General features: G+C 53.3%; 9 protein-coding genes, 1 tRNA gene and 1 rRNA gene. 8 read left to right on the top strand and 3 right to left on the bottom strand.

Annotated features, from left to right (window positions below):
* Window positions 1-37 precede the first annotated feature (37 nt).
* The gene (locus DBY73_RS20745; RefSeq protein WP_112013098.1) at window positions 38-2122 is read left to right on the top strand and encodes a bifunctional diguanylate cyclase/phosphodiesterase; all 2085 of its coding nucleotides are present in this window, start codon (window positions 38-40) and stop codon (window positions 2120-2122) included.
* Here DBY73_RS20745 and envR read toward each other — a convergent pair.
* Window positions 2117-2764 (bottom strand): acrEF/envCD operon transcriptional regulator, encoded by a 648-nt coding sequence (gene envR / locus DBY73_RS20740; protein WP_112013097.1) that lies wholly within the window; start codon window positions 2762-2764, stop codon window positions 2117-2119. The two genes, DBY73_RS20745 and envR, sit on opposite strands and share 6 nt — an antisense overlap.
* Before the next feature lie 379 nt (window positions 2765-3143).
* On the opposite strand from envR, the gene DBY73_RS20735 reads away from it, so the two are divergent.
* The 7 genes from DBY73_RS20735 to DBY73_RS20700 all read left to right on the top strand — a co-directional run bounded on the left by DBY73_RS20735 (window position 3144) and on the right by DBY73_RS20700 (window position 12509).
* Window positions 3144-4283: an efflux RND transporter periplasmic adaptor subunit gene (locus DBY73_RS20735; protein WP_112013096.1), complete on the top strand. Its 1140-nt coding sequence runs from the start codon at window positions 3144-3146 to the stop codon at window positions 4281-4283.
* 11 nt (window positions 4284-4294) lie between these two features.
* Window positions 4295-7408, top strand: coding sequence for an efflux RND transporter permease subunit (locus DBY73_RS20730; protein ID WP_112013095.1), 3114 nt, complete (start codon window positions 4295-4297; stop codon window positions 7406-7408).
* 259 nt (window positions 7409-7667) lie between these two features.
* A complete protein-coding gene (locus DBY73_RS20725) occupies window positions 7668-7889 on the top strand; it encodes a hypothetical protein (protein WP_112013094.1) in 222 nt (73 codons plus the stop codon).
* A gap of 465 nt (window positions 7890-8354) precedes the next feature.
* Window positions 8355-9380: an amino acid ABC transporter substrate-binding protein gene (locus tag DBY73_RS20715; protein ID WP_112013092.1), complete on the top strand. Its 1026-nt coding sequence runs from the start codon at window positions 8355-8357 to the stop codon at window positions 9378-9380.
* A 67-nt stretch (window positions 9381-9447) separates the two neighbouring features.
* Window positions 9448-10629 (top strand): amino acid ABC transporter permease, encoded by a 1182-nt coding sequence (locus DBY73_RS20710; protein WP_112013091.1) that lies wholly within the window; start codon window positions 9448-9450, stop codon window positions 10627-10629.
* Window positions 10630-10639: 10 nt separating this feature from the next.
* Complete coding sequence (locus DBY73_RS20705; protein WP_112013090.1) at window positions 10640-11743, top strand: amino acid ABC transporter permease; 1104 nt, start codon at window positions 10640-10642, stop codon at window positions 11741-11743.
* Between the two features lie 7 nt (window positions 11744-11750).
* The gene (locus DBY73_RS20700; RefSeq protein ID WP_112013089.1) at window positions 11751-12509 is read left to right on the top strand and encodes an amino acid ABC transporter ATP-binding protein; all 759 of its coding nucleotides are present in this window, start codon (window positions 11751-11753) and stop codon (window positions 12507-12509) included.
* A gap of 107 nt (window positions 12510-12616) precedes the next feature.
* Here DBY73_RS20700 and rrf read toward each other — a convergent pair.
* Window positions 12617-12732: ribosomal RNA gene (rrf, locus tag DBY73_RS20695) — 5S ribosomal RNA — on the bottom strand.
* Between the two features lie 43 nt (window positions 12733-12775).
* Window positions 12776-12851, bottom strand: a tRNA-Thr gene (locus tag DBY73_RS20690).
* Window positions 12852-12921 lie beyond the last annotated feature (70 nt).

Here is a 12921-nt window from a genome sequence, read left to right as displayed (position 1 = left end):
GCTCTTGCTTAGCCTCTCATAACGAGTTCAACAGACTATGCTGGTAAGCCAATACAACCCAATACTCGTCGTAATCTCTTTTGTTGTGGCGATCCTTGCTGCTTATACTGCGCTAAACATGGCTGCGCGCGTGGCCGGAAGCCAGGGCACCACCGCGCGCGTCTGGCTTGCGGGTGGCGGCATTGCGATGGGGATTGGCGTGTGGGCGATGCACTTCATCGGCATGCTGGCAATGGATCTCTCCATGAGCATGAGCTACAGCACAGGCCTGACGATTTTCTCGATGATCATCGCCATTGCATCATCATTATTTGCCCTGTGGATTGTGAGCGGTGAACGCCTGCGGTTGCGGCAGCTGATCCCCGGCGCCTTCGTGATGGGAACCGGCATTGCCGCCATGCACTACACCGGAATGGCCGCGCTGGAAGTCACGCCGGCTATTATCTGGGATAAAACGTGGGTGGCGATTTCGGTTGCCATCGCCCTAGCCGCCTCGCTGACCGCGCTATGGCTGACCTTCCGCTTGCGCCACGAGGCGGCGCAGGTCGCCCTGATGCGTCTGGGGGCCGCCATCACGATGGGGATCGCCATCGCCGGCATGCACTACGCGGGCATGAAGGCCGCGCAGTTCCCTTCATCGACCATGGTCCACCACCACGGCATCAACGGAAGCTGGCTCGCTGTCCTGGTGAGCGTCATGGCGCTCTCCATTTTGGGCATTACGCTGCTGGTCTCAATGCTGGATGCCCGTCTTCAGGCCCGCACGTCGCTGCTGGCCTCTTCGCTGGCGGAAGCCAATCGAGAGCTGGCTCAGCTTGCCCTGCACGATACGCTAACGCGCCTTCCTAACCGTATTCTTCTGGAAGACAGGCTCGATCAGGCCATCAGCAAAGCCGACCGTGAGGGGAACCGTTTCGCACTGATGTTTATGGATCTCGACGGCTTTAAGGCCATCAATGACGCCTATGGTCATGATGTTGGCGACAAGCTTCTGGTTGCCGTTACCCAGCGGCTGCTGCTGCCGCTGAAAGGCCAGTACACGCTGGCGCGTATCGGCGGAGACGAGTTTGTCCTGCTGGCCGAGACAGGCTCGCCGGACGATGCCGCTTCGCTGGCCAGCGCGCTGGTGCGCGCCATCGATAGCCCGTTCAACGTTGAGCCCTATGAGCTGATGGTCACCCTCAGCATAGGCATAGCCCTCTACCCGCACGACGGAAAGAATGAACGCGAACTGATGTTTAACGCGGATGCGGCCATGTACCACACCAAACATATGGGCCGCAACGGGTATCACTTTTTCCAGCCGTCGATGAACACCCTGGCGCAGACGAGCCTGCAGCTCATGAACGATCTGTGGATGGCGGTAGATCGTAACGAACTACGCTTACTCTACCAGCCGAAATTCCACGCGCCGACCGGGCCGATCCTTGGATTTGAGGCGCTGCTGCGCTGGCAACATCCTAAGCAAGGCCTGCTGACCCCGGACCAGTTTCTCCCTCTGGCGGAAAAAACCGGCCTTATCATTCCCATCGGCAACTGGGTCATCGATGAAGCCTGCCGCCAGCTGCGCGAGTGGCATCTTCAGGGGCATGCGGGCTGGTCGATGGCGGTGAACCTTTCTACGCTGCAGTTTGAGCAGCCGTCACTGGTAAAGACCGTGCTTGAGTGCCTTGCCCGCCACGCCATTCCGCCTGAAACGCTGATCCTTGAGGTCACTGAAACCACGGCCATGAGCAACCCTGACGAAAGCGTGCGGGTACTGACCGAGCTGACGCAGGCAGGCGTAAAAGCCTCGATTGATGACTTTGGGACAGGCTACTCGAGCCTGCTTTATCTAAAACGATTGCCCGCCTGCGAGCTCAAAATCGATCGTGCCTTTGTGAAAGAGCTGAGCGGGGAAAATGAAGATGCGACGATCGTATCGGCCATCGTCGCGCTGGCTAAAACGCTGAACCTGAAAGTGGTTGCGGAAGGGGTGGAAACCGTGGAGCAGCAGGCGTTTTTGACGGAGCTTGGCTGCAATACGCTTCAGGGATATTTATTAGGAAAACCGGTCTCCGCCGAGACCGTCGAGGCGCTCTGTCGTGATGGGGAGGCGTTCCCCTCTAAAATGCGCTCATAATGCCGCCTCGCAAGCCTCTGGCGGCACTCGCGCAGTCTGCAGCGTCGCCAGAATGTAATCCACCAGCGCGGGCGCTTCCTGATATAGGTTGAAACTGTCGCTATTCATTAACCAGTTTTTAATTATTCCACTAAAAAAACCGTGGAAGGCAATCAGCGTGAGTTCAACATTGACGTTCGGCGAGATCACGCGTTTTGATATGCACCGCTCCAGCACGGTGCGAAAACGATCGCCGTTTAGCCCAATACGATTTCGTATTTCATACTCTGATATCATATCGCTATGAAATTCACACTTATGATAAAGAATTTGTAAGAGGGAATACTGGCGGGGTTCTCGCGCAATGTACTGCAAGGCAGCAATAAATTGCTCGCGAAGCAACAGCAGAGGATTATCATTTTCCGATAACGCTAACCGGTCTCGAATAATGTCACGCAGCGGTAACTGCTGCTCCCAGATAGCGTTAAAAATTTCCGATTTGCTGGAAAAATGCCAGTACACGGCACCGCGGGTTACGTTGGCGGCATCGGCAATATCGGTCAACGTGGTATTAGCCACGCCGCGCATAGCAAACTGTTCGATAGCAGCCTCTATCAGCTGCTGGCGGGTCTTTTGTGCTTCATCTTTCTTTTTGCGTGCCATAACCGTTGCTCATGACTTATCGAAATAATCCTTTATGAATACGCGCCGTGTAGAGATAAAAAGTATCTCTCATTAACCGCTTTATATTTGCACAAAAAAAGTCAATTACCTGAATACATAATCCGTACAAATACAAATAACCACATTAATTCACCAGAAGAATATTTAAATGCTGATTACGGTAACAGACTGACATAATAACCGTGGGGATTACACCGGGTGTGATTCTGATTTTGTCTCTAGCCTCCTCTCTTCGCACTTATAAATCAAAAAATATCAAAGCCCCTGCTTATTATACGCAGCTACATTTTTATTTTGTCTTCCAGCCCCTCCCCGATGCTCGGCGAATATCGGTTCATGGGTATTTAAAGGAAAAAAAATGACGAAACACTTCAGGCTGTTACCCTTAACCAGTTTATTTGTCTGTGCAGCCCTTCTCGGAGGTTGCGATGATCAGGGGAACACGCAGCAGCATGCCCCCGCTCCGCAGGTCAGCGTGCATGTGATTAAAAGTGGACCATTGGCCGTCACCACCGAGCTGCCGGGCAGAACGGACGCCTTTCGCGTTGCAGAGGTTCGCCCACAGGTGAGCGGCATCATCCTGCGTCGTAACTTTGAAGAAGGCAGCGACGTCAAAGCCGGAGAATCTTTGTATCAGATTGATCCCGCGACGTATCAGGCGGCGTATGACAATGCGAAGGGCGAGCTGGCGAAGGCCCAGGCTGCGGCCAATATTGCGCACCTGACCGTGAAGCGCTATCTGCCGCTGGTGGGGACACAGTACGTCAGTAAACAGGAGTACGATCAGGCGGTCGCCACCGCGCAGCAGGCGGATGCCGGCGTTGTCGCCGCGCAGGCTGGCGTTGAAAGCGCACGTATCAATCTCGCCTATACCAAAGTGACTTCACCTATTGACGGACGTATCGGCAAATCCAGCGTTACCGAAGGGGCGCTGGTCACTAACGGTCAGTCTACCGCGCTGGCGACCGTTCAACAGCTTGATCCGATATATGTCGATGTGACGCAGTCGAGCAATGATTTTATGCGCCTGAAGCAGACGAGCCTGCAAAAGGGAAATGCCGCCAGCACCGTTGAGCTGCTCATGGAAAACGGTCAACCGTACCCTTTAAAAGGCACGCTGCAGTTCTCTGATGTCACCGTGGATGAAAGCACCGGCTCCATTACGCTGCGCGCCATTTTCCCCAATCCTCAGCATTTGCTTCTGCCGGGAATGTTCGTGCGTGCCCGCATTGATGAAGGTACGCAGCCCAATGCCATTCTGGTTCCTCAGCAGGGCGTTACCCGTACGCCGCGCGGAGAGGCAACCGTGCTGGTTGTAAACGATAAAAATCAGGTTGAGTTGCGCACCGTGGAAGCACCGCAGGCCATTGGCGATCGCTGGCTGATTACCGAAGGGCTGAAGAACGGCGATCGCGTGATTGTCAGCGGTCTGCAAAAAGTTCGCCCTGGCGTGACCGTGGTCGCAACGCCTGATACCGCTACTCAACCTGCCAGTTAAGGGACGACAGCATGGCTAATTTCTTTATTCAGAGGCCCGTTTTCGCCTGGGTCCTCGCCATCATTTTGATGATTGCGGGCGGGCTGGCCATCTTAAAGCTGCCGGTTGCGCAGTATCCGACCATCGCGCCACCGGCCGTTGCCGTAACGGCAACGTACCCTGGCGCGGACGCCCAGACGGTACAGGATACGGTGACGCAGGTTATCGAACAGAATATGAACGGTATCGATAACCTGATGTATATGTCATCCACCAGCGACTCCGCAGGTAACGTTACCATCACCCTGACGTTCCAGTCCGGTACCGACCCTGATATCGCTCAGGTACAGGTGCAAAACAAACTTCAGCTGGCGATGCCGCTTCTGCCGCAGGAAGTGCAGCAGCAGGGTATCGGCGTTGAGAAATCCAGCAGCAGCTTCCTGCTGGTAGCGGGGTTTGTATCGGACAATAAAAGCCTAACCCAGGATGATATCTCCGACTATGTTGCCTCGAACGTTAAAGATGCCATTAGCCGGACCTCTGGCGTCGGCGACGTACAGCTGTTTGGCGCGCAGTATGCCATGCGCATCTGGCTCGACAACAACGCGATGAATAAATACCAGCTCACGCCGCTGGATGTTATCAACCAGTTGAAAACCCAGAATAACCAGATCGCTGCGGGTCAGCTGGGCGGTACGCCGTCTGTTCCAGGGCAGCAGCTAAACGCCTCAATCATTGCTCAGACTCGCCTGAAATCACCGGAGGAGTTTGGCCGCGTGACGCTGAAAGTGAACCAGGACGGCTCGATGGTTCACCTGAAGGATGTGGCACGCATTGAGCTGGGCGGCGAGAACTACAACATGGTCACCAAGATCAACGGCCAGGCGGCAACGGGTCTTGGGATTAAGCTGGCAACCGGGGCGAATGCGCTTGATACTGCCGCCGCTATCAAGAGTAAACTTGCCCAGCTGCAGCCATTCTTCCCGCAGGGGCTGAAGGTTGTCTACCCTTACGACACCACGCCATTCGTGAAAATTTCTATTCACGAAGTGGTGAAGACGCTGTTTGAGGCGATCGTTCTCGTCTTCCTGGTGATGTACCTGTTCCTGCAAAATTTGCGCGCAACCCTTATTCCAACGATTGCCGTGCCTGTCGTACTGCTCGGCACCTTCGCCGTGCTGGCGGCGTTCGGCTTCTCGATTAACACGCTGACAATGTTCGGCATGGTGCTGGCGATAGGCCTGCTGGTGGATGACGCCATTGTCGTCGTTGAGAACGTCGAACGCGTGATGGTCGAGGACAAGCTGCCGCCTAAAGAGGCAACGCAAAAATCGATGGAGCAGATCCAGGGGGCGCTGGTCGGGATTGCCATGGTGCTCTCGGCGGTATTCATCCCAATGGCCTTTTTTGGCGGTTCAACCGGGGCAATATACCGCCAGTTCTCTCTGACTATCGTTTCGGCTATGGCGCTCTCCGTGCTGGTTGCGCTGATTTTGACGCCTGCCCTGTGCGCCACGCTGCTCAAGCCCGTTTCCAGCGAGCACCATGAGAAAAAAGGGGGGTTCTTTGGCTGGTTTAATGCGCTTTTCGACCGAAGCGTAGAACATTACAGCAACAGCGTAAGCGGGATCTTACGTAAGACCGGGCGCTATCTGCTGGTTTACGTCATCATCGTCGGCGGCATGGCGGTGCTCTTCCTGCGCTTACCAACCTCTTTCCTGCCCGAAGAGGATCAGGGCGTCTTTATGACGATGGTACAGCTGCCCGCGGGTGCAACGCAGATGCGTACCCAACAGGTGCTCGATCAGGTACAGGATTATTATCTCACCAAAGAAAAGGCCAACGTTGAATCTGTCTTCACCGTTAACGGCTTTAGCTTTAGCGGTCAGGGGCAAAACGCCGGTATCGCTTTTGTGAGCCTTAAGCCGTGGGAAGAACGCCCGGGTGAAGAGAACGGCGTAGAAGCGATTGTTGGCCGCGCGACGAAAGCCTTCAGCCAGATAAAAGATGGCCTCGTGTTTCCGTTTAACCTGCCGGCAATCATTGAGCTGGGCACCGCAACGGGCTTCGACTTTGAACTGATCGATCAGGCAAACCTTGGGCATACGCAGCTGACGCAGGCGCGCAATCAGCTGCTCGGGATGGTGAAAGAATATCCCGATCTGCTGGTGCGCGTGCGTCCTAACGGCCTCGAAGATACGCCGCAGTTCAAGCTTAATATCGATCAGGAGAAAGCACAGGCATTGGGCGTCAGCCTTTCCGATATCAACCAGACCGTTTCGACCGCGCTGGGCGGAACGTATGTGAACGACTTTATCGATCATGGACGCGTGAAAAAAGTTTACGTCCAGGCCGATGCCCCGTTCCGTATGCTGCCTGGCGATATCAATACGCTGTACGTGCGTAGCGCTAATGGTGAAATGGTGCCTTTCTCTGCCTTCAGCAGCGCGCACTGGGTATATGGTTCACCGCGTCTCGAGCGTTACAACGGTATGCCTTCAATGGAAATTCTCGGCGAATCCGCACCGGGTAAGAGCACCGGTGAAGCCATGGCGATGATGGAAAGCCTGGCCTCTAAGCTGCCTTCTGGCATCGGCTTTGACTGGACGGGAATGTCTTATCAGGAACGGCTTTCTGGTAACCAGGCTCCCGCGCTTTACGCCATTTCACTGATTGTCGTGTTCCTGTGCCTGGCGGCCCTTTATGAAAGCTGGTCTATTCCGTTCTCCGTTATGTTGGTCGTGCCGCTGGGCGTGATTGGCGCATTGCTTGCCGCGTCGCTGCGCGGATTAAATAATGACGTCTACTTCCAGGTCGGCCTGCTGACAACCATTGGCTTATCCGCCAAGAACGCCATTTTGATCGTTGAGTTTGCAAAGGACCTTATGGAGAAAGAAGGCAAAGGAATCATCGAGGCAACGCTTGAAGCCTCGCGGATGCGCCTGCGTCCTATTCTGATGACCTCTCTGGCGTTCATTCTTGGGGTATTGCCGCTGGTCATCAGCAGCGGTGCGGGTAGCGGTGCGCAAAACGCAGTCGGGACTGGCGTAATGGGGGGAATGCTCTCAGCCACCCTGCTGGCTATCTTCTTCGTGCCCGTCTTCTTTGTGGTGGTCCGCAGAAGGTTTACCAGCCATAAAGAGTAATGCATTTCAAAAAGGCGCCCGGTGCGCCTTTTTGATTTCCACGCCAGCTATCCATTAGCCTGCTAATATGAAAAGCCAGATCCATAATTTCTCCATTAATTCATTAACTAATCGGTATTTCTCCATCATTTTTACAATCAACATACTTTGAGATTATTCCTCGTACAGCAGAGAGAGATCTCAGTGGTAAAATAACCAACAATTCGTTGATGGTCCTTTTGGCTTAACGACGAATGTGAGAACTCACTGAGGTAACATCATGAAAAGATTGATTCCCGTTGCACTTCTTGCGACGCTCCTTGCTGGCTGCGCGCATGATTCCCCATGTGTACCGGTATACGACGATCAGGGCCGTCTGGTTCATACCAATACCTGTATGAAAGGCACGACTCAGGATAACTGGGAAACGGCAGGTGCTATCGCAGGTGGAGCCGCCGCGGTAGCAGGCTTGACGCTAGGTATCGTCGCCTTGACCAGGTAAGTATGCTTCTTGAAAGCGCGGCGAAATCCGCGCTTTTGCTTTTAAATGGTGCACGCACTAAAGCTAAATTAAATACCAGCGACCTTTTTTTAGCAGCAGATCGTTATCTGTCACATTTTATTTGTTTACCCTCTCCCTTTTCTGTATTTCATCGTGACGCTTTTCACATATTATTTCTGATAAATACCCTGCCAATATTAACGCCCAAAACTATCTTTCGTTTATATCCTACAATCCGGAAAGTTTTGCTCTAATTTGTGGCGCAGATTGGAAATTCGCACCATTGCAGGGCATTCATTTTTTTTAAGCCTGTCTACACTCAGCATTATGCGTTCTGAGCGGCTATTCGTCCGTGCGTAAAAAACCTGGCATTAGGTTTGCTAAATAAACGTCGGCCAACGCCATAGACAGCTCAAAGCGTTTAACACGCCTTATAACGATAATTTTTGCCACACAGGATGCACTATGAAAAAGATGATGATAGCCAGCCTGGCCGCTGCGGGAGTGCTGTTTGCAATTGCCGGTCAAGCCCGTGCGGGTACGACACTTGATGCCGTTAAAAAGAAGGGATTTGTCCAATGCGGTATCAGTGACGGATTGCCAGGTTTTTCCTATGCCGATGCAAACGGTAAATTTACCGGTATTGACGTTGACGTCTGTCGTGGCGTTGCTGCCGCCGTTTTCGGTGATGACAGCAAGGTAAAATATACGCCTCTGACGGCAAAAGAACGCTTCACCGCACTGCAGTCAGGCGAAGTAGATATGCTCTCCCGTAATACCACCTGGACCTCCTCTCGCGATGCGGGCATGGGAATGGCATTCACTGGCGTAACCTATTATGACGGGATCGGATTCCTCACCCACAACAAAGCAGGGCTGAAAAGCGCCAAAGAGCTCGACGGTGCAACCGTCTGTATTCAGGCCGGTACCGATACCGAACTTAACGTGGCGGATTACTTCAAAGCGAACGACATGAAGTATACCCCGGTCACTTTCGACCGTTCAGATGAGTCAGCTAAGGCGCTGGAGTCAGGTCGTTGCGATACGCTGGCTTCTGACCAGTCCCAGCTGTATGCCCTGCGTATTAAGTTGAGCAATCCGGCCGAGTGGATTGTCCTTCCGGAAGTCATTTCTAAAGAGCCTCTTGGCCCAGTGGTCCGCCGCGGTGATGAAGACTGGTTCTCTATCGTGCGCTGGACGCTGTTCGCCATGTTGAACGCCGAAGAAATGGGTATCAGCTCGAAAAACGTCGATGAGAAAGCCGCGAATCCTTCAACGCCGGATATGGCGCACCTGTTGGGTAAAAAGGGTGATTATGGCAAGGATCTGAAGCTGGATAACAAGTGGGCCTATAACATCATTAAAAAGGTCGGGAACTACTCTGAGATCTTCGAGCGCAACGTGGGATCGGAAAGCCCGCTGAAGATCAAACGTGGCCAGAACAATCTCTGGAATAACGGCGGCATTCAATACGCTCCGCCGGTACGTTAAGCATTTGCTGTAACGGGCACTGCAGCTGCGGTGCCCTCTCCAGATTCACGGTTACCGAGGTTCATTTATGTCCCATCGCCGCTCAGCCGTAAAAGGATCGCTATCCTTTTCTCATCCCGCGGTTCGCGCCTGGATATTTCAGATACTGGCTATTATCGCCGTTGTCGCTATCGCCATTTATTTAATCCATAACACCGTTACCAACCTAAATAATCGCGGTATTACTTCCGGCTTTGCTTTTTTGGATCGCAGCGCGGGTTTTGGCATTGTTCAACATCTTATTGATTACCAGGAAGGAGATACGTATGGCCGCGTCTTTGTGGTCGGCTTACTCAATACGCTTCTGGTTTCGGCGCTGTGCATTGTCTGCGCCTCCATACTCGGCTTCTTCATTGGCCTGGCCCGGCTTTCCGAAAACTGGCTGCTGCGAAAATTATCGACCATTTACATCGAAACGTTTCGTAATATCCCACCGCTGCTGCAGATCTTCTTTTGGTATTTTGCCGTACTGCGAAACCTGCCGGGCCCACGTCAGGCCATAAACGCCTTTGACCTGCTATTTCTCAGCAATCGCGGATTGTACATTCCCTCACCTCTGCTTGCAGAAGGGATGTACGCTTTCATTGCCGCTATTGTTATAGTGCTTCTCGTATCGGCAGGGCTATTCCGTTATCACCGTAAGCATCAAATTAAGACAGGCGAACTTCGTAAGACATGGCCAGCGGCGATAGCACTTATTATCGGTCTGCCCGTCGTTGCGCACTGGCTTTTTGGTGCCGCGCTGCACTGGGATATCCCTCACCTTCGGGGTTTTAACTTCCAGGGTGGCCTGGTGCTGATCCCTGAGCTGGCCTCTCTGACGCTGGCACTTTCGATTTATACCTCAGCCTTTATCGCGGAAATCATCCGTGCCGGGATTCAGGCCGTTCCTCACGGACAGCATGAGGCGGCACGCTCGCTCGGTTTGCCCAATACGGTAACGCTTCGCCAGGTTATTATTCCGCAAGCGCTGCGGGTCATTATTCCTCCACTGACCAGCCAGTATCTCAACATTGTGAAAAACTCATCTCTGGCCGCCGCCATAGGCTATCCCGATATGGTTTCACTTTTCGCCGGTACCGTGCTTAACCAGACAGGGCAAGCGATTGAAACCATTGCCATCACGATGTCCGTTTACCTGATTATCAGCCTAACCATCTCGCTGCTGATGAACCTCTATAACCGCCGCATCGCCCTGGTTGAGCGCTAAGGACACCATGATGACAAAAGCCATATTGTCTCACTCTTCGCGCGCCTCCGGCTCTACGGGTGGGAATTTCATTATCTGGATGCGAAAGAACTTGTTCTCCAGCTGGAGTAACAGCCTGCTGACCCTTTTTTGCTTATGGCTGATCTGGGAGCTGATCCCGCCACTTCTTAACTGGGCGCTTTTACAGGCAAATTGGGTCGGTACAACTCGCGCTGACTGTACGAAAGCAGGCGCATGCTGGGTGTTCATCCACGAGCGCTTCGGCCAGTTTATGTATGGACTGTATCCTCATGAAGCGCGCTGGCGAATTAATCTGGCGCTCGCGATCGGCCTTCTCTCCATCGCCGCGATGTTCTGGAAAAAACTGCCTCATCGTGGACGCTATATTGCCTGCTGGGCGGTTTCATATCCGATCGTTGTGTGGGCGCTGCTTTACGGTGGTTTTCTGGGTCTGGAGCGCGTGGAAACACGCCAGTGGGGAGGACTGACGCTGACGCTCATCATCGCTTCCGTGGGGATCGCCGGCGCATTGCCCTGGGGAATTCTGCTTGCGCTGGGTAGGCGTTCAAAAATGCCGGTAGTTCGCGTGCTCTCCGTCATTTTCATTGAGTTTTGGCGCGGCGTGCCGCTCATCACCGTTTTGTTTATGTCCTCGGTCATGCTGCCGCTCTTTATGGCAGAAGGCACAACGATAGACAAACTGATCCGAGCCCTGGTCGGTGTGATTCTTTTCCAGTCCGCGTACGTTGCAGAGGTGGTCCGCGGGGGCCTGCAGGCTCTGCCCAAAGGACAGTATGAGGCCGCGGAATCACTGGCGCTCGGCTACTGGAAAACTCAGGGGCTGGTGATCCTCCCCCAGGCACTCAAGCTGGTTATTCCGGGTCTGGTCAACACGATCATTGCTCTTTTCAAAGATACCAGCCTGGTGATCATCATCGGGTTGTTCGATCTCTTTAGCAGCGTGCAGCAGGCGACCGTTGACCCTGTCTGGCTCGGCATGTCCACCGAAGGATATGTCTTTGCTGCCCTGATCTACTGGATCTTCTGTTTTAGCATGTCGCGCTACAGCCAGCATCTGGAAAAGCGCTTTAACACCGGGCGTACACCGTACTGAGGAAATTATGAGCCAAATAACTATGACACCCGCCGACGCGATGATTACGCTGGAAAATGTGAATAAATGGTACGGACAATTTCATGTCCTGAAGGACATTAATCTTAAGGTAAAGCAGGGAGAACGCATTGTGCTTTGCGGCCCTTCTGGCTCCGGGAAATCCACGACCATTCGCTGTATTAACCATCTTGAGGAGCATCAGCAAGGGCGTATTGTTGTCGATGGCATTGAGCTGAATGAAGACATTCGCAATATCGATAGGGTTCGTCAGGAAGTGGGGATGGTGTTTCAGCACTTCAATCTCTTTCCGCATCTGACCGTTTTGCAAAACTGCACGCTGGCGCCGATTTGGGTGCAAAAGATGCCGAAAAAAGAGGCCGAAGCATTGGGAATGCACTATCTCGAACGTGTGCGTATCGCGGAACACGCGAATAAATTCCCGGGCCAAATTTCAGGCGGTCAGCAGCAGCGGGTGGCTATTGCTCGCTCGCTTTGTATGAAGCCCAAGATCATGCTGTTTGACGAGCCAACTTCCGCGCTTGACCCTGAAATGGTGAAAGAAGTTCTGGATACCATGATTGGATTGGCGCAATCCGGAATGACAATGCTGTGTGTGACGCATGAAATGGGGTTTGCCAGAACGGTGGCCGATAGGGTGATCTTTATGGATCGCGGTGAGATTGTCGAGCAGGCGCCACCCGACGAGTTCTTTGCACATCCCAAGTCAGAACGTACGCGAGCTTTCCTGTCGCAGGTCATTCACTGACCTGCTGTTTTGCCCAGTGGCGCGTATTGCTTACTGGGCCTACCATTTTCACAAGAATCATAACGCAAAAAGGCCATCCTTTCGGATGGCCTTTTCACTTGTTTGATGTCTGGCAGTTCCCTACTCTCACATGGGGAGACCCCACACTACCATCGGCGCTACGGCGTTTCACTTCTGAGTTCGGCATGGGGTCAGGTGGGACCACCGCGCTAAAGCCGCCAGACAAATTCTTTTACTTCTTGCCGAACTTTAACCTAAGTATAAAGTGGTGCTGATACCCAGAGTCGAACTGGGGACCTCACCCTTACCAAGGGTGCGCTCTACCAACTGAGCCATATCAGCACGCTAAATTTGATGCCTGGCAGTTCCCTACTCTCACATGGGGAGACCCCACACTACCATCGGCGCTACG

The organism is Enterobacter sp. RIT418, from assembly GCF_003057745.1.
Classification (GTDB): domain Bacteria; phylum Pseudomonadota; class Gammaproteobacteria; order Enterobacterales; family Enterobacteriaceae; genus Enterobacter.
The sequence above is the reverse complement of the archived record's forward strand: the minus strand, read 5'-3'. Positions and strand labels throughout refer to the sequence as shown.

Coding starts and splice junctions, on each gene's coding strand:
- DBY73_RS20745 (WP_112013098.1), top strand. CDS start 38: ATGCTGGTAAGCCAATACAACCCAATACTCGTCGTAATCTCTTTTGTT.
- envR (WP_112013097.1), bottom strand. CDS start 2,764: ATGGCACGCAAAAAGAAAGATGAAGCACAAAAGACCCGCCAGCAGCTG.
- DBY73_RS20735 (WP_112013096.1), top strand. CDS start 3,144: ATGACGAAACACTTCAGGCTGTTACCCTTAACCAGTTTATTTGTCTGT.
- DBY73_RS20730 (WP_112013095.1), top strand. CDS start 4,295: ATGGCTAATTTCTTTATTCAGAGGCCCGTTTTCGCCTGGGTCCTCGCC.
- DBY73_RS20725 (WP_112013094.1), top strand. CDS start 7,668: ATGAAAAGATTGATTCCCGTTGCACTTCTTGCGACGCTCCTTGCTGGC.
- DBY73_RS20715 (WP_112013092.1), top strand. CDS start 8,355: ATGAAAAAGATGATGATAGCCAGCCTGGCCGCTGCGGGAGTGCTGTTT.
- DBY73_RS20710 (WP_112013091.1), top strand. CDS start 9,448: ATGTCCCATCGCCGCTCAGCCGTAAAAGGATCGCTATCCTTTTCTCAT.
- DBY73_RS20705 (WP_112013090.1), top strand. CDS start 10,640: ATGACAAAAGCCATATTGTCTCACTCTTCGCGCGCCTCCGGCTCTACG.
- DBY73_RS20700 (WP_112013089.1), top strand. CDS start 11,751: ATGAGCCAAATAACTATGACACCCGCCGACGCGATGATTACGCTGGAA.